The sequence below is a fragment of the Dapis hubbardiae BLCC-M172 genome, from assembly GCF_050016015.1.
Taxonomy (GTDB): Bacteria; Cyanobacteriota; Cyanobacteriia; order Cyanobacteriales; family Microcoleaceae; genus Trichodesmium.
Genome location: NZ_JBNHEQ010000192.1, coordinates 26344 through 52003 on the forward strand (window position 1 = coordinate 26344; position 25660 = coordinate 52003).

At 36.3% G+C, this 25660-nt stretch carries 18 protein-coding genes, 1 tRNA gene and 2 pseudogenes; 9 read left to right on the forward strand and 12 right to left on the reverse strand.

Annotated elements, in window-relative coordinates:
• The first annotated feature begins 165 nt into the window (after window positions 1-165).
• The gene (locus tag ACP6PK_RS17440; RefSeq protein WP_426561227.1) at window positions 166-975 is read left to right on the forward strand and encodes a hypothetical protein; all 810 of its coding nucleotides are present in this window, start codon (window positions 166-168) and stop codon (window positions 973-975) included.
• Between the two features lie 66 nt (window positions 976-1041).
• Window positions 1042-1263, forward strand: coding sequence for a WD40 repeat domain-containing protein (locus ACP6PK_RS17445; RefSeq protein ID WP_256386532.1), 222 nt, complete (start codon window positions 1042-1044; stop codon window positions 1261-1263).
• Window positions 1264-1451: 188 nt separating this feature from the next.
• On the opposite strand, the gene ACP6PK_RS17450 is transcribed toward ACP6PK_RS17445, so the two are convergent.
• Window positions 1452-2051, reverse strand: coding sequence for a DUF4126 domain-containing protein (locus tag ACP6PK_RS17450; protein ID WP_426561229.1), 600 nt, complete (start codon window positions 2049-2051; stop codon window positions 1452-1454).
• A 960-nt stretch (window positions 2052-3011) separates the two neighbouring features.
• On the opposite strand from ACP6PK_RS17450, the gene ACP6PK_RS17455 reads away from it, so the two are divergent.
• From ACP6PK_RS17455 to ACP6PK_RS17465, 3 genes and pseudogenes are all read left to right on the forward strand, one after another.
• Window positions 3012-3347 carry a hypothetical protein gene (locus ACP6PK_RS17455; protein WP_426561231.1) on the forward strand — a complete coding sequence of 112 codons (336 nt, stop codon included), beginning with the start codon at window positions 3012-3014 and terminating at the stop codon, window positions 3345-3347.
• Between the two features lie 215 nt (window positions 3348-3562).
• Window positions 3563-3634, forward strand: a pseudogene (locus tag ACP6PK_RS17460) (sigma-70 factor domain-containing protein); the annotation flags it as partial.
• Window positions 3635-3733: 99 nt separating this feature from the next.
• Entirely contained in the window at window positions 3734-4489 is a 756-nt protein-coding gene (locus ACP6PK_RS17465; RefSeq protein WP_426561233.1) for a sigma-70 family RNA polymerase sigma factor, read from the forward strand.
• 46 nt (window positions 4490-4535) lie between these two features.
• On the opposite strand, the gene ACP6PK_RS17470 is transcribed toward ACP6PK_RS17465, so the two are convergent.
• From ACP6PK_RS17470 to ACP6PK_RS17500, 7 genes are all read right to left on the reverse strand, one after another.
• On the reverse strand, window positions 4536-4727 hold the full coding sequence (locus ACP6PK_RS17470; RefSeq protein WP_426561235.1) for a hypothetical protein: 192 nt from the start codon (window positions 4725-4727) through the stop codon (window positions 4536-4538).
• Window positions 4728-5619: 892 nt separating this feature from the next.
• Window positions 5620-6351: a VWA domain-containing protein gene (locus tag ACP6PK_RS17475; protein WP_426561237.1), complete on the reverse strand. Its 732-nt coding sequence runs from the start codon at window positions 6349-6351 to the stop codon at window positions 5620-5622.
• 502 nt (window positions 6352-6853) lie between these two features.
• On the reverse strand, window positions 6854-7639 hold the full coding sequence (locus ACP6PK_RS17480) for a hypothetical protein (RefSeq protein WP_426561239.1): 786 nt from the start codon (window positions 7637-7639) through the stop codon (window positions 6854-6856).
• Window positions 7640-7924: 285 nt separating this feature from the next.
• Window positions 7925-8893: a TRAFAC clade GTPase domain-containing protein gene (locus ACP6PK_RS17485; RefSeq protein WP_426561241.1), complete on the reverse strand. Its 969-nt coding sequence runs from the start codon at window positions 8891-8893 to the stop codon at window positions 7925-7927.
• A 587-nt stretch (window positions 8894-9480) separates the two neighbouring features.
• Window positions 9481-14982, reverse strand: coding sequence for a trifunctional serine/threonine-protein kinase/ATP-binding protein/sensor histidine kinase (locus tag ACP6PK_RS17490; RefSeq protein WP_426561255.1), 5502 nt, complete (start codon window positions 14980-14982; stop codon window positions 9481-9483).
• Window positions 14983-15300: 318 nt separating this feature from the next.
• Window positions 15301-17529 carry a hypothetical protein gene (locus ACP6PK_RS17495; RefSeq protein ID WP_426561243.1) on the reverse strand — a complete coding sequence of 743 codons (2229 nt, stop codon included), beginning with the start codon at window positions 17527-17529 and terminating at the stop codon, window positions 15301-15303.
• Window positions 17530-18215: 686 nt separating this feature from the next.
• Window positions 18216-18944 (reverse strand): 2-phosphosulfolactate phosphatase family protein, encoded by a 729-nt coding sequence (locus ACP6PK_RS17500; protein ID WP_094677032.1) that lies wholly within the window; start codon window positions 18942-18944, stop codon window positions 18216-18218.
• 504 nt (window positions 18945-19448) lie between these two features.
• Here ACP6PK_RS17500 and ACP6PK_RS17505 point away from each other — a divergent pair.
• Entirely contained in the window at window positions 19449-20273 is an 825-nt protein-coding gene (locus tag ACP6PK_RS17505; RefSeq protein WP_094677034.1) for an SDR family NAD(P)-dependent oxidoreductase, read from the forward strand.
• 491 nt (window positions 20274-20764) lie between these two features.
• Here ACP6PK_RS17505 and ACP6PK_RS17510 read toward each other — a convergent pair whose 3' ends face one another.
• A complete protein-coding gene (locus tag ACP6PK_RS17510; protein WP_094677038.1) occupies window positions 20765-20881 on the reverse strand; it encodes a photosystem I reaction center subunit VIII in 117 nt (38 codons plus the stop codon).
• Between the two features lie 232 nt (window positions 20882-21113).
• Window positions 21114-21599: a photosystem I reaction center protein subunit XI gene (locus ACP6PK_RS17515; protein WP_094677040.1), complete on the reverse strand. Its 486-nt coding sequence runs from the start codon at window positions 21597-21599 to the stop codon at window positions 21114-21116.
• A 402-nt stretch (window positions 21600-22001) separates the two neighbouring features.
• Here ACP6PK_RS17515 and ACP6PK_RS17520 point away from each other — a divergent pair.
• Window positions 22002-22133 (forward strand): annotated as a pseudogene (locus ACP6PK_RS17520) (CHAT domain-containing protein); the annotation flags it as partial.
• Window positions 22134-22195: 62 nt separating this feature from the next.
• Here the strand turns inward: ACP6PK_RS17520 and ACP6PK_RS17525 are convergent.
• Together ACP6PK_RS17525 and ACP6PK_RS17530 are read right to left on the reverse strand one after the other, a co-directional pair.
• Window positions 22196-22280, reverse strand: a tRNA-Ser gene (locus ACP6PK_RS17525).
• Window positions 22281-22378: 98 nt separating this feature from the next.
• Window positions 22379-23302, reverse strand: coding sequence for a TIGR04168 family protein (locus tag ACP6PK_RS17530; protein WP_426561257.1), 924 nt, complete (start codon window positions 23300-23302; stop codon window positions 22379-22381).
• A 350-nt stretch (window positions 23303-23652) separates the two neighbouring features.
• On the opposite strand from ACP6PK_RS17530, the gene ACP6PK_RS17535 reads away from it, so the two are divergent.
• Together ACP6PK_RS17535 and ACP6PK_RS17540 are read left to right on the forward strand one after the other, a co-directional pair.
• The gene (locus ACP6PK_RS17535; protein ID WP_426561246.1) at window positions 23653-24258 is read left to right on the forward strand and encodes a TIGR04282 family arsenosugar biosynthesis glycosyltransferase; all 606 of its coding nucleotides are present in this window, start codon (window positions 23653-23655) and stop codon (window positions 24256-24258) included.
• Window positions 24259-24585: 327 nt separating this feature from the next.
• On the forward strand, window positions 24586-25269 hold the full coding sequence (locus tag ACP6PK_RS17540) for a TIGR04283 family arsenosugar biosynthesis glycosyltransferase (RefSeq protein ID WP_426561248.1): 684 nt from the start codon (window positions 24586-24588) through the stop codon (window positions 25267-25269).
• The last annotated feature ends 391 nt before the right edge of the window (window positions 25270-25660 follow it).

The window sequence follows — 25660 nt, forward strand, 5'->3', positions numbered from 1 at the left end:
ATCGATAAGTGATGAGTTTTTAACCAATGGTTAAAGGGTGATGTTGCAATCTTGGCCTCTTTGTCCTAACGAATCGCAGCAACCCAACCTACACTAACTACTCTAGACAACTAAAGCCTTTTGCCTTACCTTTATCATAAAGCTTCTATCTCAACCGGATTTAGTATGAAACAATTTTTAAGTAAGTTAACAACTCTTATTTCCATTACTGCTTTACTAGGATTTGCAATGTATATAGAGCGAGTCTTAAGTCAAAATACGATTTTTGCACCAGGGGGTATTTTGATAAATTCAAGTAATTGTTCTCAAACCGAAGAAATTTCTTATCGCTCTAGAAAATTAGCTTCTCCAGATGGTAATAAATCTGTTTATTTTAATACTATTTTTCGTCGTTTAGGTTCAGACGAATATTCCCTCCGTTTTGGTTGTGCTAGAATATTCCAGACTCCTTCTATAAATCTGGTAATTGAATCCGCAGGACAAGAGAAAACTATAGATCTAGATATAGATACCAAATTTGCTGCCTTCTTAGATAGGGAAATCACATCCCATGCTTTAGTTAACTTAATACCTATATCTTTTTCTCCAGATGGTCGTTTTCTTGCTGTTAGAGCTAATTATGACTTTGGTGAAACTGAGGGTGCAATAAGTTTACTAATTATTGATTTAAGTACCGAGCGGTTACTAAAAAATCATGGTGATAGTGATTTATATTGTCGCAGTTCAGAAGAAATACCAGGTCAAGATGTAAGCGATCAAAGATTAATAGGTTTTACATCACCTACTGAGTTTATTGTAAACTGTAACAATCCTTATGGCTGTCGCGGAAACCTAGGAATGTGTGAATGGTCAGAAATTATGAATCTAACAACTCAAACTACTCAACGCATCTCAATAGATTCTGTAGATGCCAAAATGTATGGTAAAGTTATCTCGCCTGAAGAAATTAAACATCAGATAGTTCCCCGTCGATAAGTCTTAAATATTCAGCAACAACTTAAAAAAAAGATAATTCTTTTGCCCAAGTTTTGACTGACAGTTATTGGTAATTTAGTAACTACTCTACATGGATATAAAGTCATCAGTATAGCTTTTAGTCCGGATGGAAAGTTAATTGCTTCTGCTGGTGCTGACAGCACAGTCAAACTCTGGAAATTTAATCTTGATGACTTACTTAAGCATAGTTGCGACTCGGTGCATGACTATTTGAAAAATAACCCCAATGTAGAAGAAGAAGACTGCCGTATTTGTGACTTGGAATAAAAATTTTCTAAGCTTCTAATATTTCTTTTCTCAACCATTTAATAATAGTATCGATTAAATGTGGATGGTGGGGTGAATATGAGAACTTACGCACCTAAATAAGAAACCGGGTTTACAGCGCTTTTCATTGTCAGTAGACCAGAAAGTAGGGAAGTTGCATGCAACTTCCCTACGGGGTTATCATTCATTTATTCAATCTCAGTCGGTGGTATTTCTGTATTATTTCTTTGCCTCAATTTTCGATGCAAAGTTTTGACTCCTGATAATAGCAACCCAATCACTACAAATACTACGACAGCCCCTAAAAGTGGTACAGAAATCGCTAACATTGACAAGACTGTGGAACTTAATAACTCCATTGTCGAAACTCCAGGATTGGCAAACCCTCCTGTCAGAGCAGTAGAAGCTAACCTGGTAACGTCTGTTAAACCTTGCACTGTTCCCGCAGATCCTCCACCTACAATCACGGCGATCGTCCACTGTAACATTGGACTCATGTCGCTGACAAATGAACTTGTAATTATAGTACCCGCAACGACTGCTGTTGGTGTAGCAATAATATCTAATAACTCATCCACCCAAGGAATATAATAAGCAGCAACTTCCACAAATGCACCTACTCCAAAAGCAACCGTTGCTCCCGGAGTACCCATCCAAATAAAATCATCAGACAGTTGTAAATGTCCTGACTGTGCTGCAATACTCATCACCAGTGGTGGCACAAATATGCGAAACCCACAAGCTGCACTTAACCCCACACCTAGACAAATACCTAATAGAGTTTCCATATTTTTCTCCTAGTTTCTCTTCATAAAAACTGTTAATTTTATTGTCAAAATCTATCAGTTTGCTGATGATTAATTAATAATTATTAATTACTTCAATCCTTTCTCTGTTAATTACAGATGTATGAATATATATTATCAAAATTAGATTTGGCTATTAATTTTTCAGGCTATTTATCAACTAAATATATAGCAGTTCCTATACTGACTAAGTTACAAAGTCAGGACTTACGCAAAGAAACCGGGTTTTTAGGAGAAATCTTTGTTTTTAACAATAAATATTGATGAAAAAACCCGGTTTCTGGGTTCCCCTGCGTCAGTCCTGAAAATTATAGGTCTTAGGGAACACTTTAACAGGTATGAAGAATAGAAATATGGATGTACCTCGTTAGCCTGAGAAACAATAAAATTTTGACATAATTTTGTTAATATGGTAAGCATATATAATATTAATCAATCGCCTGCAAACATAATACTATCAAGATTTTGAACGTAATTATTGACATAATAAGATAAATATGGTATAAAAAAAGTACAAATTCATAAAGCTCTTTGATGGTAGTGATAGCTAAAATTTTCCAAGTGGGATCGCTACTTATCTTGCCTTAGTGTAAAGCTGTTGATTAGTTGAAGCTTTTAGTAACTAGGAGAAAAATAGGTATTTTGCTAATCAAAACGGAGTTCTATTACTCTCAAAAACCATGCAATTATTCAATTATTTAGGAAACACAAAAAAATGTTCCTCATAAATTTGCCTATATTAAAAAAATAATGCTTTAAAAAGCGTTCAGCTTTCGGCATTCACTATTCTTTTTTTTTAAAGGGATTTAAACCGAAGCTTTTCCTTTCCGGAATACTTTGCTTTCCAGACATTTCAATTTATACACAATGATCTAAGCTGATAGCTGAAGCCCTGATAGCTAATAGCTAGTTAAGATAAAATAATTGTGGAGATAGATAATAATGATAGGGCATTCATTAGAACTAGACGATCTAAGAAAAATTAGTAGCCCCAAAAAAATAGTAGCTTTGTTTGAAAAACTTGGCTATAATTTTCAACTGGAACATTTAGATATACAACAACTAGAACTACCAAGTTATTGGAGTGAAATTGTCTATGATGCTTATAAAATTCATAACTATGAAGAAAATGATTTAGAAGTATTTCTGTTAGAGTTAGGTTCAGAAGCATTTAAAACAAATCCTAAACTTCAAGAAAAAATAATAACTATTTATCAAACTCTGTCTAGAAGCAAAAAAAAAAATTACTCATTTGTACAAAAAACTATAATCAGTTAGTAATAGTTGCTCCTCAGAGTAGAGAATATAGAAATTTTCAAATTAAATGGTGGATAATTGACTGTAAAAATCCTAATTATTATGATACTTACTGGCTAGAAAATGTAGCTCTAAATTATTGGGAATCTACAGAAGAATTTACAAATAAATATAATACTGAAAGTAGCTATGACCCCGATCGAGAACCACCAACCGTAACATTTACTGAAGACTCAATTCAACTTTATCACAAACAAATTAATCAAGTACCACGCTTAGGTGCTGAGGAAGAAATTCATTTAGCACATCAAATTGATGAATTATTAGCTTTAGAGCGAATTTATGAAAAATTAGAAGAAAAGCTCAAGCGATCGCCTAATGAAACAGAATGGGGAGCAGCAGTAAAAATGAGTAGATTAGAACTGCGCGATCGTCTGCGAAAAGGTAGACTAGCTCAAAATAAAATGGTGACAGCTAACCTACGACTGGTGACATCAATTGCCAAACGATATCAAAACCGTGGGTTAGACTTCCAAGACTTAATTCAAGAGGGGAGTATAGGATTAATTCGTGCCACAGAAAAATTTGACCATACAAAAGGATATAAGTTTTCTACTTACGGTATTTGGTGGATTCGACAAGCTATTACCAGAGCGATATGTGACTATTCTCGGATGATCCGGTTGCCAGTTTATCTCTACGAAACTGTTACCCAAATCAAAAAAATAGTTAAGCAGATGTCAATGGAATGTTCTCCCCTAACTGCAGAAGAAGTCGCTACACGGATGGAGATGACAACTGAGAAATTGCGATTTATTGTAGAATGCGCTCAAGAAACTTTATCTTTAGATCACCCTATAGGTAAAGGAGAAAATATCATCTATCAGGAAGCGATCGAATTCGATGGAAAAACACCAACAAAATATGTATTTGAAAATTGCCTGCAAGAAGATGTAGAAACTGTTCTAAAAACTTTAACTGAACGAGAAAGAAATGTGTTGCAAATGCGATTTGGTTTGGATGATGGCCAAGAAAAGACCCTGAAAGAAATTGGTGATACGTTTAATTTAACGCGGGAAAGAATTAGGCAAATAGAGTCTAAAGCATTGAAAAAATTGGAAGATCCAAAGCGTCACCGTATTCTCAGAGAATATATTCGTTAAAATTAGAAAATGATGTGGTGTCGGCACAGCAACAACCACATTATCATTATTTTTTTTCAGGATACTTTGTTTCAGGATTAGTTGGAGATGGTTTTGTAGTATTCTGTTTGGTTTTGGTAGTTGCTTCCATTAAACCAGAAGTCTGCCACGCAAAACTGACGATCATAATTTTAGCAAATGCTTCCAACTGCTCTAACTTTTCCTTACTCATTGGTTGATTTATATAATTAGCTTGCATGGTTTTTACTCCGATATTTTATAAACTATTAATAAACCTTTCAACAGATATATTTCTAAATCCGGTCAGGGGAATTACTGAATTTTAGATGCTCAGTGATATAGTGGTTTTGTGAATAAGAAAGAGGTAAAAGGTCAACAGTAAAAATAAGATAGTTAATGAGTAAATACACAAATAATTTTGTCTACCTACTTAAATGACTTTTCCTGATTTATTTCTTCTTTTACCCCACTTATCTCATGTCATTTCACCATCAATATTCACCCAAGTTATAGGTAAAGCATGGAATTAAAAAAAGGGGGATTAAAATTAATCAAAATTTTTTCCTCTTCCTTTACCCCGGTAATTGCGGAGATATCTCCGCAAACTTGACCTAACTGGTTAACTATCATATTCAGCTTCAGCATGAATCTGATAAATTCCGTATTAAAGTTAAGTCTACTATTCTTATTTTTAAGTTTTTTTGCGGAGATAGCCGTGATTTATATACTAAATTAAATGTGATTTATACTAGGAAATATCTGTGATTCAAAACACGATCTCAGGACTTGGGCAGAATATTTAGTAGGGGCAATTCACGAATAGCCCCTACAGATGGTGTTTCAATAATGGATAATGGATAATTGATAATGGATAATTGATAATTACCTCTTCTTTATAAGAAGAGGTAATTATTTATATGAAGGTAAGCATTTCCGTGTTGGAATGCTCCACAAACAGCTCTTAGCAGTCAGCTATACAGCAAATAATGAATAATTCCTTCTAAAGTTAAAAGACTTTACTTTGGCAGTTACTTTTAATTATTTGAAATCTCTCAATTGTTTTTTCCTCCTTATAATCGTAATAAAGCTGATAGCTCTTTGCGCAGCATTCCGCAGGAAATGCTTACTTCTTAAGAACCAAAATATTTACCATATAAACTTGGATATCTTTCTTTGACCCAAGTTGCTAATCCTTTTCTTGGGTCTCCTTCAAGTTGACGTTCAAGAGCAGCAATAATACCCTCATCCATTACTTCATCTATTAAGTCAAAAATAAAGATATTACAATCTTCTCCTCGTCTTGATTGAAATTTATTAGCATTCAAATCAATTCCTAAGTAAAAATCTATTGCTCCCTCTGTCTCAATATCACTCCCTACACCAATCATTAAAACTTTAATTTCATCCTGACTATTAATATTAGAACAAGTTTTACCAATAACATTAATAAACTCTTGATTATCATCAATTTGACCATCAGTATAGATAATTATAAAAGCACCTTTATCATCAGTTCGATTAGAAAACCACTGAGATATTGCTTCATTTAGAGTCGGAGCAATATAAGTTGCTCCACCTGGTTTATTTTCTTTAAAAGCAGATTGGACTTGGGCAGCATCTCTAAGATAAATAGTTTTAGTAGGTTGTTGATTTCTATTGAAAAAATATAGAGTTACTTCATCACAAATATTTCCATAATCATCATCTTGTTCGGATAAAATTTCAAATACATGACCTTGTACAGTTTCTTGAAGATATTGCCAACGATTTTTGTTGCCTGTCGTCGCATCAGATATTGTCATGGAACCACTACGATCTATTAGAATAAAAACATCCCGATTATAAATTTGTGGAATTGGCATATTTGCTCTCCTTTGTAAGGTTAATTTAGCAGTTTTTTGGTGCCTTATATTTTGGCAGATATTATCTACTATTTCTAAGATTTTACCAAAGTTTACCCCAATAAAAGATATCAGCAAATTCATTTGTTTCATACTGGGTTCATTAAAAATTAACAAAATTTACAAACACAGTATAGTTTTATAGCCCCCCAGCCACCCTTTGTAAGAGAGGAGTTTTGAAAGTCCCCCTTAGAAAGAGGGATTTAGGGAGGTTTTCATTAATTGATAATGGATAATGAATAATGGATAATTACCTCCGGTTAAAACCATCGGATTGAAGATAAGGAAATATCCTAGCACTTTTTTTCTCCTTAAAAGGAGAGGCAATAAAGCTGAATTGATTAATTATCAATTATCCATTATCCATTGGTAAGTGTACTTCATAACTGTCGGAATCAACTATATACCATTATTTTGCATAATTAGCAAAATTTATTTATCACTGATAAATTTAGTGAAATTATCAAAAATTTAAAGTTTTAGCTAACAAGGAAACTGCACTAATAATCCAAATAATTATCATTAGATTATTAAAGTATTTTGAGAGTTTACTAGAAAAATTTTTGTCTGGAAAATTTTGATCTAGAATCTGCCAATTTGGAGATAAAACCAGACTAGATAAACCACGCCAAATATTAGCATCAATTAAAGCTTGTTCTTTTTTTATTCCTGTAACAACTACTATTAAACCCTGTTGATTTGGCAAGGAATATTCTTTCAATTCTGATGCTAATTCTTTTTGACGTTGTGGTGAAAGTTGAGCAATTTTTTTAGTTGTATTTGGCAACTTATATTGAAGTAAATTTTGGGCGACATTAATATTAGTTAATTTCTCTATATGTTCAAAATCAACTTGAAACCCAAGCTCTCCTCCTAACATTACAGCTTGACTAATTTCTGTTGTTAAATATTGTCTTTCTTCTGTATCTAAAGCAGTAGCAGCTAACATCCGTAAAATTATTTCATTATCTAAAGAATCTGGCATTAACCAAGCTACAGAGATGCGAATTTGACGATGGGCAAAATCTACTCGTTCTACAGGTTCAATACTTGTTAATAAAAACAGTAAACTATTATTTTTTCGACTCAAAACAATTGAAGCAGACTCACTATCAATTAATTGAGTTGCTTCTTGAATAATAGTTGGTAAATCTTGTTTATCTACTCTGCTTTGATTCTCTTCAGTAACTTTTAACCAACGGTAATCATCATCCTGAGAAAATCCTCTACTCTCAATATATATTTCCATATAAATCTAAATCTCCTTATTAATTGATAATGGATAATTGATAAAATTTAAATGAAAACCATCTCTAATTAGGGTTTGCCGATCAAATATAAAAGTATTGATCTTCTAAAGCTTCAGCCTTTTTAGACAGGACTTAAGTAAAAAATGAGATTATACACTATCTGTAGGGGCGAATGCCATTCGCCCCTACTAAATATTTTGGTTTTGTGTAATACCAATTTTAAAAAAGAATGTTACGAAACTCTGCTTTTTTCAGCTAACCTATCAATTATTAATTATCCATTTCTATAACAACTCTTTCCCCTGCAATACTGCAAATCCTCCACTAATTTTACAACCCTTAGAAAACTGAATTAGTGCATTTTTGATATGAGCATCTAAACCCATCCAATTCATCACAACTTGTAAAAATTTATGGGTGCGTTTCTCATTGTAGATCTTCAACAAAAACCTTAATAAATAACGTAAAGGTTGGTCATTATCTTGGGGATTATACTGGGCATCGCGACTAATTTTTCTAAATCCAAAGGTAGGTAAATAATCCTTTCTTGGTTCTTCAATCATTGTACAAACTACACAGCCTAAAGTTTGCACTGGAGTAATAGCTATGGCAACTTGAGAATTTAAAGTAGGAGAAGATAAAAAATTCAGTAAGTCGGCATATTCTTTTTTAATTCTTTCTAATAATTGTTTGGCTGCTCTGTCTCCTTTTCTCATTTCCATCTCACATTTAACTGGAGCAAATATAACTAACCGAGGTTCCTGAATATCTTTATAAGCTTCTTTAAACATGGCTGTTATTTGCTTTGGTTTATTCACATATTCATTAAATTTTCCCTTCGACATCATTAATGCTGGAGTATCAATAGCAATTACAACCGCAGCAGCATCATTCATTAATTCTCTCACAAATTTCTTTTCGTTAGGACTCGCTTTATCAGAAATAAAACCTCCTGGATAATCATAAAAATTAAGTCTTAAAAATGGTTTTTTATCCTGTTCAGCTAAGTCAAATATAAAAGAACGAACTTCTGAAGAACCGGGAATACCTGCTCCTGGTTGTACTTTAAAACTTTCTGCCAAACTTTTTAATTCCTTCAGGCGTTTTTTGAGAATAGCATTACTTTCTGCTTCTGGAATAAGTTGGATATTTGCCTGAAAACTTATTCTTTTAAATTGTTCGTACATTGAAGTTAATAGGCTAGTTTTTCCAACAGCACTAGGACCTAGAAGTGTAATTTTTAGTTCGTTCATGGTAATAATAATTCCTTGATTTAATTGTAGGTATATTAGGTACGAACACTAATGATAAAAATTTTGTGGTGTAGGCATCTTGCTTGTCACAGGTGTAGCTCACTTAAATAAAATTAGCTGTAATAGTGGTCTGCTTATTTGTACTTAGAGCGGTTTTTTACCGAAAAATAAAGGTAGAAAGGCTTCTATTTCAAGAAAAAAAATCATTTTCGCCTATCCTCTTCTTTATAATAAGAGGTAATTATTAATTATTGAAGTTTTTTATTGAAGTAATTATCCATTATCAATTAATCAAAAAGGTCAACTACAGAAAAAAAGAAACAGGAGATTCTAGATTAATGTCATACATTGTGCTTGTTCCTTATTCCTGTTACTTATCTCTCCATCTCCCCTACTCTCCATTCCCGAAAACCAATAAATATATGTAAAAGAAAGGCAAGATTTTATTTAGGAATCACAATTGTCAAACTTGTACCTTCCCCAACTGTTTAATTACAGCTAATATTACCGAATAATTAATAGTTAATAATTAGAGCTATTCTACAAACAAAAACTTTTTTATCGCGATTATCCAGACATAATATAATTCAACCTTTTTTTTGTTGGATAGGAATTTCTATAAAAAAGGTTGTTTCTCCAGGTTGAGATTGACAAGATAAACTTCCTTCGTGTTGTTCAGTAATAATTTGATAGGCTATTGATAAACCCAAACCCGTTCCTTTTCCCACCGCTTTTGTTGTGAAAAAGGGATCGAAAATGCGATCGCGAATTTCTTCTTTTATTCCCATGCCATTATCCGATATTGCTATCGTTAGAGTTTCTCCATTAGTTTGAGTGCGCAGGCAAATCCGAGGCTGAATTTCCGGCGATGATTCTAACGCATCAATAGCATTATTAATAATATTCATAAACACCTGATTCAGTTGCCCTGCATAGCACTCGACTCTGGGTAAATTCCGGTAATCTTTCACAACTTGAATTTCTACCCCTCCTTCTCGCCCCTCTAAGCGAGATTGCAAAATAGTCAGGGTACTTTCTATTCCCTCATGTAAATCTACTACTTTCAATTCCGCTTCATCTAATCGAGAAAAGTTTCGCAAAGCCTGCACAATTTTTTGCACCCGCTCCACCCCAGATTTCATCGACTCTAAAATTTTGTGGAAATCTGCTTGAGAATACTCCAAATCTATGTCTGCGATGATTTCCTCAATTTCTGGATTTGTTTCGGGGAAGTGATGTTGGTAAAGATCAATAACCCGAATGAAATCCTCAGCATAATCTCTTGCATGATTAATATTTCCATAGATGAAATTGATAGGATTGTTGATTTCGTGAGCAATACCAGCAACCATTTGTCCTAAACTAAACATTTTTTCACTTTGAATCAGAGCAACTTGAGTCCGTTGTAGCTCTTGGAGTTCTCGTTCAAGTTGAATTGCTTGTTGTGCTCGTTGGTAGAGGCGGGCATTTTCCAGAGTAATAGCAGCTTGAGCGCAGAGCAATTCCAGCACTTCTACCCTGTTTGGGGTAAAAGCACCTATTGTCTGATTGTTTTCAAGATAAACAATACCAATGAATCGTCCGCGTTTCAACAGAGGCAGACATAAAATAGAACGAGGTTGATTTTCTTTGATATACCTATCTCGTACATAGTCAGTCTCCCTTGCACCATTATCTAATATCAGAGACGTTTGCGTGTGTTTGACAGTATTGACTATCGCCAATGGTACTTCTAGACTATCTTCAACGGGAATGCTTTCTATGGGTTGAGTTTTTCCGTCAGCGAGCTTGGCTTCTATGATTAAGGTGTTCTCACGGAATAACATTAATGCCACGGTCTCGGCACCAGCATTTTCTTGGATAACTTGCATGAAGTTAGCAATAGCGCCCTCAAGGTCGATTTCTTGGGAAAGGCTGCGGGATGCTTTCATAAGAGAGGCTAAATCTAACATTTCTCTAGTGGCGGCACTGGTATTGGCAACCGTTCCTTTAGCCAGATTTACTATCGTATCGTTGGCTTTTCCACTCAATTGTTGCCGTTGGAGAATGGGAGAGAGCAGTTGGGAATAACGTTTTTCCAGGTCGTCGGTTTTAGCTTTTGCTCCCCACTGAGTGTAACAATAATAGGCTTGTTGCATATAAAGGACTGCAAATTTTTCTTTACCCCAGTTGAGATAAAATTTAGCTGCCAGTTCGTTGGCGAGGGCTTCTTCTTGAATGTATTCGTTTTCTTTCGCTCCTGCAATTGCGCTATCATACAGTTCCATTGCCTGCAAGGAATCACCATTAATACCAGCAATTTCTGCTGAAACAAGCTGATATTTATGCAAAAAGTTTTCCGGACAATGTTGAGACCATGTGTAAAGAACTTGTTGTAGATCCTCAAGTTCTTGCCAGTCAATTGCTTGTTTCTTTTCATCTAAGGTAGCAAAAATTGCAGCTAGACTGAGTGGATAGTAGGTATGGTAAATAATGATCGGGAAAAATCCGAAATTTGCAGGCAATGTAGGTTTCAAGAATCGAGCAACTCTAACTACTCCCCAATAATCTTCTTTTAGATAAAGTCGTTGCAAAACCAAAAAACCATACCAATTAATCCCATGGTCAAAATTTTTCTGTTGCCAACTTGAAATCAAAGAACTATCAAGAAAACCTTGGCAAGTGAACATTTCATTTGCCATAGAATTATCCATGAGTTCTTGTATAAATTTCTGTTTGATTTCAAAAGAATGCAGCATATTTTGATCGTTAACATCTTGGACATAGCTCATATATTTCTGAATTTCTTCATGAATCAAATCAAGGTCACTACCTTTGATGATATGAGTCCAAATCATAAAATCAACAGCCCATACTCCAAAAATTAAATCTCCTAATTCCGTGCAAATCTCAAAAGACTGTCGATATAAGGGTAAATTCTCTTTGAGTGGACGTATATAAGGATTAATTGCATGGCAAAAATGATTAGTATTTTTGGCAATGAAATGCTTGTTATTAAATTTTTGATCGACATCAAGTGAAACTCGACCAAACTCATAAGCTTCTTTGTATTGCCCTTGATATGCTAATGTCATACCATAGCAACAAAAAGAGAAACTAGAACTCTCGGTACGACCGTATTTGAGAGAAAGATTCATCATGCGTAACATCGTTAACCTGTTGAGGTTTGAATGTCCGGCAATATAAGTAACCGACCAGAGGATGTTCAGGAGTTTCATACAGCTTTGCTGAACCGGATCGCTCATATCGGGTAATTCTAGAAGTATCGTAGGTGAAACTGTTTTAAAGGAATCTCTAACTTTTTGGTGTTCTCGTTCGACAAGAGAACTAAGTGTTTCTGAATCTGTAGACAGTTCCATTCCCAAAATAGCTAATCCTTTGAGACCTGCTTCAATACCTGATAAATAATCGATGCCTTGGGTCCCGCGCTGGGTCATTAAAATGCTATAAATACGAGCTGCATCAAGTGTATTCTTGACCTTAAGCAGAACCTTGTTGAGGATTTTTTCAGATTCTTCAAACTGTCCTAAAAAATAATGACATTCTGCTTTTTCTCGACTGAGATCTAGTTTGAATTGATAGGACTCAATCCAACTATTTGCAGGAAGCCGAGACAGACCAAAATCGAAATAATCAATGGCTGCTTGATAAGCAATAGAGAGCTTCGCTTTCATCCCAGCAGATAAGGCAAGCTTTGCGAGTTTTCTGCTAGAAAGAGCAAGAGGATCGGCATTAATTCCCAACATCAAATGACTCAAGATATTAAAAATATTATCATCCGAACCTATAACTGATTGATGGGCAAGTAATAATTTGCCAATTGTGAGATGAACGGACTGTTTTTGAGTGTCGTCAATTAGTAGATAAGCGGCTTGCTGTACTCGATCGTGTAGGAAACGATAACTCACGGAAATATCCTTGGCTTCCTCCTTGTTTTGTTCCCCTCCCTGGAAAAATTTGTAGGCTTGGCTTTGAGGTAAAGTCAATCCTTCTCGCAAGGCACTCCATAGAGCTGCTGCCACTTCCTCAGAAGGGGTTTCACAGATAATAGCTAAGGTCTCTAGGTCGAATTGATTCCCTATACAGGCAGCCAACTTCAGAACATTTTGTGTTTCTTCGGGCAATTTATGCAATCTTCCTGCCATAAATTCTACCACATCATCAGTTAGGGCTGCATCTCGTACTTTCACTAAATCGCATTCCCAATATCTCAAATTTTGATTAAAAGTAATTAACTCATCCTCATGCAATCCTTTTAAGAACTGAGTTGTAAAGAAGGGATTGCCTTTCGTTTTTTGATAAACTAAATCTGTTAAGGGAGCAGCTAACTGCACCGAACAACTCAGAGTTTCCGCCACTAATTGATTGATGTGATTCACAGACAAGGGAGCGAGAGTAATAGTCGAAATTGTTGTCTGTTGTTCTCTTGGTGCGCGTTCCCTCTCTTGGTCAGCATTCCCTTGCGCCTGTCGGCGACGCGGGGTCTGACCGCTTGCGTCTTTCGCCGACGCGGGTTCGCACCGCTTCTCTAATTCTCCTAAACATAACATCAATGGATGAGCGGGGAATACTTCATTATCTCTATATGCCCCCAACAGGAGCAAATATCTCGTCCGACTGTCTCCCATCAATACTTTCAATAAGTTTAACGAGGCCGAGTCCGCCCATTGCAAGTCATCGAGAAAGAGGGTTAAGGGGTGTTCAATGGTTGTGAAGATGGCGATAAATTTCTCAAACAGGAGGTTAAAGCGATTCTGGGCAGCACTGCCAGATAGTTCCGGCACTGGTGGCTGTTGTCCGATAATCCTTTCCAGTTCGGGTATGACTTCAATTATAACTTGCCCGTTTTCTCCTACTGCTTCTAGGATTTTCCCTTTCCACTTTTGCAATTGGGCATCACTTTCTCCGAGTAGTTGCCCCATTAAGTCTCGGAATGCTTGGACAAAGGCAGAGAAGGGAATATTGCGATTGAATTGGTCGAATTTGCCTTTGATAAAATATCCTTTTTGTCTAGTTATGGGTTTGTGAACTTCATTTACCACCGCAGTTTTGCCTATACCAGAAAATCCAGCTACGAGCATTATTTCGGCTCCTCCTTCCTTACCAAGGGGGGATGCTACTCTTTCAAAAGCATCAAGAAGGGTTTGTACTTCTTTTTCCCTACCGTAGAGTTTTTCCGGGATGAGAAAGCGATCGCTTCTATCCCACTCTCCTAACTCAAACTCTTCAATTTGGCCTGTTTCCACCCATTGTTTTCTGCATTTCTCTAAGTCATGTTTTAATCCCAAAGCACTTTGATACCGCTGTTCTGCATTTTTCGCCATCAACTTTAGGATAATATCTGAAAGGGATTTCGGACATAAACAACCCTCTGATGTCAAAAACTGATTCAGAGGCTCTGGAGATATGGCCAGATGAGCATGAATCAATTCTAAGGCATCATCACTGCTAAAGGGTAAAATTCCCACCACTAATTCATAAAATGTGACTCCAAGAGAATAAAAATCGCTGCGATAGTCTATCCCACGATTCATCCTTCCAGTTTGTTCGGGAGAAATATAAGCCAGAGTTCCTTCTAAGACATTGGGAGTCTGCAAACTTTGAGTTTCTTTCGGCAGTAGCGACGAGATACTAAAATCTATTAATTTTACTTCTTTTGTTGCCGGATGAATTAATATATTTGCTGGTTTAATATCTTTATGAATAATTTGATTTTGATGGAGATGGTGCAGAATTTCTACTATTTGCAAAGCAATTTCCCAAAATTCGGCAACGGATATAGACAATTGACCTTGATATTCGGCAAGGGATATGCCCCCTGTATCTTCCATGATTAGAGCATAGCCATTTTTGTAACGCAAGAGCGAGTATGGTTTAACAATACCGGGAATGTCTAGATGTTTGGCAATGGCGTATTGATTTCTAAACTGGACTAATTCGTTAAAGTTTGGATATTCTTGAGCTATTAGTTTGACAATTACAGCTTGCCCGCTATTGACATTTTGACCACGATAGACTAGGGTACGCTCGCTTTCATGGATAAGTTCAAGGGCTTGATAATTGCCAATTGTAATTATTTTTTTCTCCATCATTTGCTCAATTGGTTTGTCTTTGAGTCTTTTCAGCCTAGTTTACTTCATTTTTTCCCAAAGTCCAACTATCCCTACAGATAATGTATTCTTTGCAGTCATCACAAAGTTTAAGCATTATGAAAAAACTAGCAAAGGTAGTCCAAACTATTGCTTTTGAGATTCCCTTGCCTATTACCTAACTACTAATTAATACAGGACTTACCCAGCAGCCAAATATCTAGTAAGGGCGTTTTGCTATCGCACAACTCCGTTTTGCTGGCGCAAAGCTTTGCGTTAGCAAATGGCATTTCCTAAGGTCATGCTCCGCAAACGCCCCTACAGATGGTGTGTAATTTCATTTTTTGCGTAAGTCCTGTTAATAAATTGGAGTAACTCTAATTGATTAGCTTGAGCAATTATTTCTACTAATTTTTCCCATTCTTTCAGTGCATCTGAACCCTCTCCCATTGGTTTAAAATATGTAGGCCAAACTTGCGATCGTACCTCATATAAAAATACAGGCCATTCATTTTTTACTTCTTCTCCTCGTAATACTTGATCGATAAATTCTTCTACGGCAGCAAACACAGCTAATTTTGGTTCTGATGATAAATCTGCTAAAGCTTCTTGACATTGATAAACAGTTTCTTGATGTAATTGTTCTAAATTTTCTAGCACTTCTTCGGCAGTAGGTTTAGCAGATAATCGGAGGGAAGTATCATCGGGAGTTAAGTCATCTAAATGTTGCCTAATCCGATAATGAAAATTCACTTCATAAGACATTTCAAATTTCCATAAATTTTGGAAAGCACGGCGTAAATTAATTTGTGCATCAGACACTTTTTTCTCACCAATAATTTTCAGATACTCAGGTCCTCTAGAAGTTGTTAAACCGGGCAAGTTTCCTGGTGCTGTTAATATTTGGCTGACCTGAGATTTAGCATCATCAATCAATTGTTTTAAACCATTATCTAAAGAATTAAAATGTCGAGTTAGATGAGTCCTAATTTTATGCAAATACTCGGCATAAACAATTTCCCAAGAACCCTTTTCTCTATGCCTAACTTTAATTTCTTGTAGATTAGGAATTCCTGCATTTTCTTTACAAGCTTGAATTGCTGCCTCTACTTGTGGTTGAAAAAAGTCTTCGTCTACTAAATAACGTTGTTGTTTAAAATTCTCCAGCAATTCCATCAAACCAACTGATAAATTACTCATCAACTGATTATATAAAGGTAGAAAAATTCCCATTTCATTTTGATGAGCAGTAGGAGTAACTAAAGCCTGACGCGCCTTTTCTATTTCTATCTGTACAGTTTTTTGTAATTCAATAATTCGCTCTTGACAAGAAGCAGCATATTGTCGGTCTAAACTCTGAATTTTACTTGCCAAATAATTTAAAACAGTATCTAATATTTTTACATTAGCTGCCTCCACATCGGCACAATTAGCAATTATACAATCTACTAAATTCAGATGTTTTTTGCTCAGGTCTCCAGCCAAATCTTGACAATTATTAAAATTATCACCATTAGCAGAATTAGCATTAGTTTGATTGAGAATCATAAACGACCATAAATCCAAAGGCAAATCTACAATTGCTGCCCTAGCTGTGTCATAAAGTCGTACATCAACATCTGCCCAATAATCACCTTTAGCGCTAGGCATTCTCACAAATAAAACAGCATCAATATCTTGACTTAATGTCTGAATTAATCTAGCTTCATCCCCAACACCAGTATCACCTAATCCTGGCATATCAACTAATGCAATTTGCCCAACTTCAGTATTAGGAAAAGGGCAAGTAATTTTCACTTCTTTAACTGCCAAATAATTAAAAAATATGCGCTGACCATCAGCAGTATCTTGAGCAACATATTCCCGAATTTCATTACTAGAAATACGCTTCGGTGGAGAATTTAATAACCCCACATATTTATCAATATTATTGTGATATCGAGTCAAATGTTCATACATTGCACCTGGTTCCGCATATCCAGGTAAATTTTCTGACAATGGTGGCAAAGGTTTAGAAGCAAACTCCACCAAACTATTAGGTTTCGCTCCCAAATGTAGCTTTTCATAATAGGGCGCGATAATTTCTTCTAAAAACGAGCGCTCGGAATGAAAATAAACCTCGCCATAAGTTGCAACGTTAGGGTTATGATGAATAGTGCTACGAACACCTGTACAATGTTGGCGATCGCCATCGGGAATTTCCGTAGTTGTCAACCCAGTCAAGCTTTGTAAAAGGCGACTTTTTCCTTGTCGAGCGCGGCCTACCACCCCAATATTTAAGGTATCGCGGGAAAAACGCACCTTCAATTTTGCCAATGCTTCTAATTCTGTCGCTATTTTCAAGTACAGCGATAGAAAATCAATTTCCGCAAGTCTACCTCGGATTTTTTGATCTTCTATTTGGGTAATTAATTGATTACGTTGAGATTCGAGAGTTTGTAATGCAGGGATGAGTTCCCTCAGATTTGTTTCTGTACGTTCAATTTTCTCAACCAAGGGGCGACGCTTATCAATAATATCGCTAATAGTTTCAGTTCTATTTCCCATAACACAACTAACTCCTATATGAAAATTTGAGCAGGATAGAAACTTGAATAGTTTCAATATCCTTATCTCTGAAGTTAGCTACAAATTATCTTCCCTAACTTCCGGTTAAGTTGCGGATAAATTTGGGGAGGTGGGAAGTGTGGGAAGTGTGGGAAGTGTGGGAAGATTTGGCAATGGCACTCAGATGGAACATTTTTTTATACCGAATCAAGCTAATTTAATATTATCAGGACTTACGCAAAAATTGAAATTACACACCATCTGTAGGGGCGTTTGCGGAGCATGACCTTAGGAAATGGCATTTACTAACGTAAAGATCCGCTTTATATGTCGCGCAGCGTTTTTCATGTCGGCTCTTAGCCGTTAGCGGAGCTTTGCGCTAGCAAAACGGAGTTGTGCGATAGCAAAACGCCCTTACTAGATAAAGATTTAGCAATAGCACTCAGATGGAACATTTTTTTATACCGAATCACAGCGGTTTTCATTTCAGTAGACCAGAGTAGGGACGTTCCATGGAACGTCCCTACAAGGTTTTGATTATGAAGATGTGGTTCATCAATCTGAAAAGCGCTGTAAATCTCCTGCAACTATGACGCAGGATGGTTTAGGAGGGGTAAAAGTCCCCTTCTAAACGTTTACTGCTGACTGCTGACTGCTGATTGCTAATTGCTTTTTGAATGCTTCAACTAAGACAAAACTCCTGGTTCTGTCTGCATAGGTAAAACATCTAAAATGTCAGTTTCAGAACAATATTTCAGGTCTTCATAACATTCTAGGCGTTGGAGACGTTTGCCATGACTAGCATGGTTCATTAATTCATACAATTTTTCCTGCCACTGAAGATAGAGAGACATAGCTCCGAATACTTCATCATTACCTACAGTTTCATCCAGGGGAGAATTAGTTTCCGTAAGTAGACTGTGAGCGATCGCCCCGGCACAAACTGTATCTTCTAGAGAATAACTACCCTCCCAACCGGAACCCAATATCCAAATTGTTTCTGGTTGATTTTCCTTGAGATATTCAACTACTGAGCGACGGTTAACAAGAGCTGCAGCTAGAACAACTTTAGCATTTTGAATCCGCTTAAGACAACGGGTACCATTAGTAGTAGTCATAAATAAGCGTTTGCCTTTAACTGCTTCTGATGTAAAATTTAAGGGTGAGTTGCCTTCGTCACAACCTTCCACTTTTTTACCACCTCGTTCCCCAACACGAATGCGTTTCTCAGCAGGCCATTTTTCGCTGACTGCCATTAATTCTTGAACATCACTAAATACTTGTACTGCTTCTGCACCTGTATGGATAGCAGTGGCCATTGTTGTTGTCGCTCTGAGGACATCAACTGCGATCGCGCAGTCTGGCATATTTTCCGTGGGAGTTTCTTCAGGAGTATGATAGACGAATATTTTCACGATTTACCTACGAGTAATAGTGCTGACTCAACTATTGTATTGCTTTATGTTGACATTTATTTTATTTTCCCACTAATAATTCTGCGGGTGTCATCTTGAATTTGAGTATCAGTCTTTCCTTCCCATCGTATTTTTAAGAAATTAAAGCAGTTTTCATTAATAGAGTACAGAGATTTGGGTTTAAAGGAAGAAGTTTTGTAGTCTACCTTTGTGAAAACCGCTATAAGCCCCACTTCTACATTCAAGAGCTGAAAAAGCAGTTGAATTCTCAGGGTATTACCTAATAATTTTGGCGTAAGTCTTGTATCGGAATATTTTTTAGTTAATTAACTCTTTCTTGTATCACTACAAGTTACAAAATGATTACTTTTGCCCACAGTATCTTTTTGAAATTGGGATTATGTCTCAGTGGCCTCACAAGTTGGGGTCATTTTTTTTCAAATATATTTTTAAGGTTTTATTTTCAGATTAAGATTAAATTATTTGTATGAGGTAACTAATTACATGGACTTAGGATTGACAGACAAAGTTGTTGTGATTACTGGAGGTGCTGGAGCGATCGGTTCGGCAGCAGCCGAATGCTTTCTTCGCGAAGGCTGTGTAGTCATCCTTGGGGACTGCGATCAAAATTGTGGAGAGCAAGTAGTTAAAAGTCTAGCTGGAGAGTACGAAGGGAGGATATATTTTCAATACCTTGATCTCCGAGATGAGGATAATATTAGAGAATTTGTCCGCTCGATCGTTGAAGTACATACTGGAATTGATTCGATCGTGAACAATGCAGCAGTATTCTACTTTGAGCAACTTGTGGAATGGTCTACCTTAGAGCCTCTAGACGAACATTATCGGGTGGGATTAAGAGGGCCAGCAACCTTAGTTCAAGAAAGCTGGCGAATTTGTGAACGAAGTCGTTCAGGCAGCATAGTTAACGTTTCCTCAGTTGCTGGACATATTGGTGAGCCTAAAGCAGTAGCATACACGACTATCAAGGCGGCACAGAAAGGATTTACATTATCTTGCGCGATTGAAATGTCTGAGTTCGGGGGTTGGGCTGTGTCAGTTTCTCCAGGGCACACCTGGACACCAGTTCACCAGAAGCGAGCATCAGCACAGGGCTTGTCTAGAAAAGAATACGAGCGTTCACAATCAAGTATACAGAGTACCATGTTTGGCAGATTTCTTGACCCAGAGGAGGTAGCCGAATGGATCGTTCTGGCAGCTTCTCCTGTAGGAAAGCATCTGACAGGGCAGGATATTAGAGTGACATCTGGAATTGAATCTGGTGGATTTAATCGGCGGTATGAAACAGCACCTGTGGAAGTTCAATAATGGATAATGGATAATGGATAATTGATAATTACCTCTCCCTAAAAACGGATAGGATTGAATAAAAGGAAAATAAATTCATTGTTTCTCTTGATATAGTTGGCTTTAAACCTTAATTATTCGGTAAAAAATGAATTCAGATAACAACCCCCCTAAAAACAATAAAAAGTGGCGTTTTTATCTCCTGAATTGTCAAATTAGGTAGATATTAATACGCCACTTTGTGAATCAACTTATTGAGCAAAAAATAGGCATTGCATAAATGGAGGATGATTTTAATAGTTTTGTGGAATGGGCAGGATGCCCGTTCCTTATATTTTCGGACGGGCATCCTGCCCATCCCACTTATATTCATCCCTTAATTCAGCAACGCCAAAGAATAAGGTCTCAAATTTCCCCTTGGATAGGGGATGAAAAAAATCAACTTCAGTATTTAAAGTCTCTAGCTTCAGTCGGATATACTGTTAACTGATAACTGATAACTGATAACTGAACTAAGCTTCGCTCTCAATGTAGATGAACAATAAACCCATAACTACAATTGGCATTAACAAACCAACTACAGGAACTAAAATCAACGGTAAGTAAGATGCTGCATAATCACCAATCATTTCAAATTCTCCTTAAATTACATAATTTAAAAGTAGGCGATCGCCTAATTTAACCAAAAATTTTGACCCAAAAATCAGGTCTAGCCCTTGAATAGGGGATGAAAAAAACAACTTCAGTATTTCAAGTCTCTAGTTTTAGCGGTCACTATTAACTGATGTACTAACACTTCGCGTTTGCGGAGCATTCCGGAACGGAAAGTGTCACTACTAACTCTTAACTGATATGAGGTATTTAGCTATTAAATAAACCTCGTAAAATAGAGTCTACAATTTGAAAGTTTTCTATGAGGAAGAAAGCCACAACGGCACCACCCATACCACCAATAAAGAAACCACCAGTAAACTGACTCCAACCTTCAGAAGTCTTTAATGGATCTGCACCTTCAGGACTTTCTCCTTGGAAGGAAACTATGCCATAAGAAGATAGGCAAATAGTAGCAATTAGGACTAGAGCGATCGTAGAAATTAATCCGCCGATGTTAGCTACTGCTGCATCCCGTAATGGACCAAGTTTTGCCATTGGACCAAAGATAAAATAACCATGGGCCATACCTACTTCTAAACCGCGTAGAATTGGAGATAGACCTTGACGGTAGATAGGCAAATTACCAATGAATGTTCTGGTAAAGTCAGAATCACTAATTGGAGTGGACAAATGACCTACGAAAGGATCTCCGTTATATGGTTGAACGAATCCTGAATCTGTTGCTTGTGGCATACTTAAATTCTTTCCTCTGAAATTGGAGTTCAAAAATCTTTAGAAGATATTAAGGTCATATTTTACGAGTGTAGGTGCATTTTATTATCAAAATAGGTCTTCAACTTTAGAAAAGTTAATCTAATCTGGGCTTCTCCTCATGGTTAGTATTAGACATCTTCAGAAATTAAATATTTCGTTTCTCAAAGTCTTGTAGGGACGTTCCATGGAATGTCCCTTCTTTTTCACATATCTATTGGGTCTGCTGATGAAGGCTGTATAGCTTAAGTCAGAAGTTAAAAGTCAAAATTCAAAAGTTAGATTTTATCGGCTCAGAACTTTGGATAGTTGTGCGCTAGCTAAATGACCGCTTTTTCTCTGGAAATAGAAGACTTTATACCTTGATTTTTCGGTAACGCAGAATTAGGTTTTGCCAGGTTAGCGATCGCTAGGGGAGTAGACTCAGCTTTAGGCAGTTTTTGGTTCGTGAGTTATGAGGGTACTTTAGGGTTTATGACAGAGTTTTATGCTCAAACAATAGTCAAACAGCTTTAAAAACTTAATCCTCTATGCTGGATTTTAATAGCTGTTAACTGGATAAAACCACTGCTAGTTAACGGAGAGGGTGGGATTCGAACCCACGGAGACTTTCACCTCACTCGATTTCAAGTCGAGCGCATTCGACCACTCTGCCACCTCTCCTAAATCAAGTCAAAAGTCAAAATTCAAAAGTTATTTTGGAGTTTTGACCAAACAAGCTAAGACACTTGTAATGTTTTGACAATTATTTATTATAGCACCTATGCAGACTCAAAAACAAGTTTTTCTTGGCAATATAAAAATTCTTCAGAAATTATCTGCAAATTTTGGTCCACCCAAACTAAAGCAACTTGAGAAACAAAACCTCCTTTCATTGAAACAATGGGGAAATGGCGTTTTTTCTGGTCTTCGGTTTCAATAATGCGTGGCACTCTTGCTGCATTAAAATATAAAGTCCCTTCACTATCCACATCAATACATTTACGCAACTGCTCTTTAGTATGTCGCAAGTTATGGTGCATGTGGCCAAAAGTAACTAGAGAAATTTTCTTACCCAACTTACGAGATTGTATTATTGCATTGGTAAAGTCTGGATCGCCAAAATCTCCGCCTATAGGTTTCCAGTCTCGCCCCACTGGGTCTTCAGGAGCATCTCCTAAACCCCTTGGTCCATTATGGCCAAGAAAAATCACATTTTTATATTTCGCATTCTCTACAGCTTGCACCATTAAATCAGTAGATTCCTCAAAATTATTGACCCCAAATCGTTCTAGATAAAAATCGCCATATTTCCATTCTGGACCGCCCCAACTAAAAGGGCGAGTCCCTACTACTGTCAAGGCCAACTCTGGGAAGTCCAGATTACGATAACCTACATGAGCTTCCCCAAGTAAGTCTATTTGTTGCTGGACTCTATCTTCTTGAGTTCTGTCATAAGGACATTTCTTTCTGCCCCATTCTGTAGCTGTATACCAGGCATCGTGATTACCAAAAACTGCTGCTTTAGGTATATCAAGAGTGGCGATCGCTTGAACTACCTCTACTGCTTCATTACCAAAGTCTCCCACAAATAGTACCAAATCAACTCCCAGATGCTTGAGGGCTATTTCGTCTTCTAATTCCCACTGACCGTGAACATCTCCGATAACGGCAATTTTAATTAATTTATCTTGATTATTGGTCATGGTTACTGTCATATTTACTTTTGTTTCCCAAAGTTGTTTGATAGTTGTTTATTATTAATTACAATTATTCAGTATACTAAATATTATGATTTAATCAAATTATTTGCATTTTTTAAGACTTTATCTCGAAGAAAACTATCTAATTAATATTTTCTTTTAAGAACCTAAATTAGTATAGCAATCCTAAATAGGTCGCGGGTAATCAAAAAGTAGATAAAAAACTTGAAAGTTCTGCCTGTTCCCTGTTCCCTGTTCCCTGTTCACTGTTCCCTAAAAATCAGTAAATTTTTGCCAGGAATAAAATAGAATTGCTATATATTAGACTAAAGCATAGTATACACTATATCATAATGAATAATGAACAGCTAATTATTTTTAGTCGCTATCCAGAACCAGGAAAAACAAAAACACGATTAATACCTGCTTTGGGGGAAGAAGGTGCAGCAAATCTGCAAAGGAAAATGACTGAAACAACTTTAATAAAAGCTAAGAAATTATTGAATAGGATGTCATTATCTATTGAAATTAGATTTGCTGGTGGAAATTTGCAATTAATGAAAAACTGGTTAGGGTCTGATTTAAAATATCAAGAACAAGGTACAGGAGATTTAGGTGAACGTATAACTAGAGCATTTGAATCTGCTTTTAATCGGGGGATGAAATATGTAGTAATTATTGGTATAGATTGCCCTAGTTTAACTCCTGAAATTATGTTACAAGCTTTTGGTAAACTAACTCAATCTGATGTGATAATTGGTCCGGCAACAGATGGAGGTTATTATCTAATTGGTATTAAAAAAATCATCCCAGAATTATTTCAAGGAATTAATTGGGGAACTTCTGTGGTTTTGTCACAAACTGTAGCGATCGCTCGCAAGATTAATTTAGCTATTGACTATTTACCAAAACTTTCTGATATTGACCGTCCAGAAGATTTGGAAAAATTACAATTTTGAAGTAGCAGTCAGCAGTCAGCGTTCAGCTAGCCACCTGCGGAGGAGCTAGCGCTTTTCATGTCGCGTAGCGAAACAGCTTTCCTGGCGTGTATAATGGGGGTGTGCGACCCCCATTAACACATACCACTAATTTTAAAAAAATATAGTGGGGGACTTATACCCTCGGATTTTTAGCTGAAAGCTGTTTGCGTAGCATTCCGTAAGGAAAAGCTGATAGCTGATAGCTAGTTAAATTAATTAATACATATCTAATTTTCATCTGCTTTTAAATTTTCTCCTATTCAATGGTAAACATTATAAGTCCTCCATCCATTATCAAAAAAATTGATGAGCAGTATTTCAATTATTATTCCCGTGTTAAATGAAGTTAGTACAATTGCACAAACTATTTCCACAGCTCAAATAGGAAAAGATGTAGAAATAATAGTAGTTGACGGTGGCAGTAATGATGGTACAATTCAAGTTGTTAAATCTTTAGATATTAAACTTATTTATTCTCTTCCTGGTCGTAGCATCCAAATGAATTTTGGAGCTAAAGCAGCGACAGGAAATATTCTTTTATTTTTACATGGAGATACATTTTTACCATTAAAATTTGACCAATTATTAAGAGAAATTCTAGCCAAACCGAACATTATTGCAGGTGCATTTGAATTAAGTATTAGAGGAACAAAAAGAAATTTACGAATAGTTGAGAAAATGGTAAATTGGCGATCGCGTTATTTGCAAATTCCTTATGGAGACCAAGGAATTTTTGTCCCAGCTAAAATATTTGAAGAAATTGGTGGTTTTCCAGAAATACCAATTATGGAAGATGTTGAATTGATCCGAAAGTTAAGGAAAAGAGGAAAAATTGGAATTGTATCAAAACCAGTATTAACTTCTGGCCGTCGGTGGCAAAAATTAGGAATATTTAAAACTACTCTAATTAATCAAATAGTAATTATTGGTTACTTACTTGGAGTTTCTCCAAAAATATTAGGAGAATGGTATCGTAGCCATTTTAAGTAGGGCTTGCTGATTAAATCTGTAAGCATGACAGATAAAGGTTTGAGGCTTTTTATGGTCGAAATAAACTGCCTGTTTTTCAGTTGAAAACCCTCAAAAAGTTAGGAGAAAAGGCAGATAGGTACAGAAAAATCAAGGAAAAATTATTCCTTCTACTTTCTCTGTATCCTCACACCTCCTACACTCCCCACACTATGCTTTTTTGAGCAAACCCTAATTATCAATTATCCATTATTACAGCGCTTTTCAGATGGATAAACCACATCGTCACAACCAAAACCCTGTAGGGACGTTCCATGGAACGTCCCTACTGTGGTCTACTCAAATGAAAACTGCTGTAATTATTATTTACCAAGGACTACCAACCATAGTAAACCCTGCCCAATAATAAGGA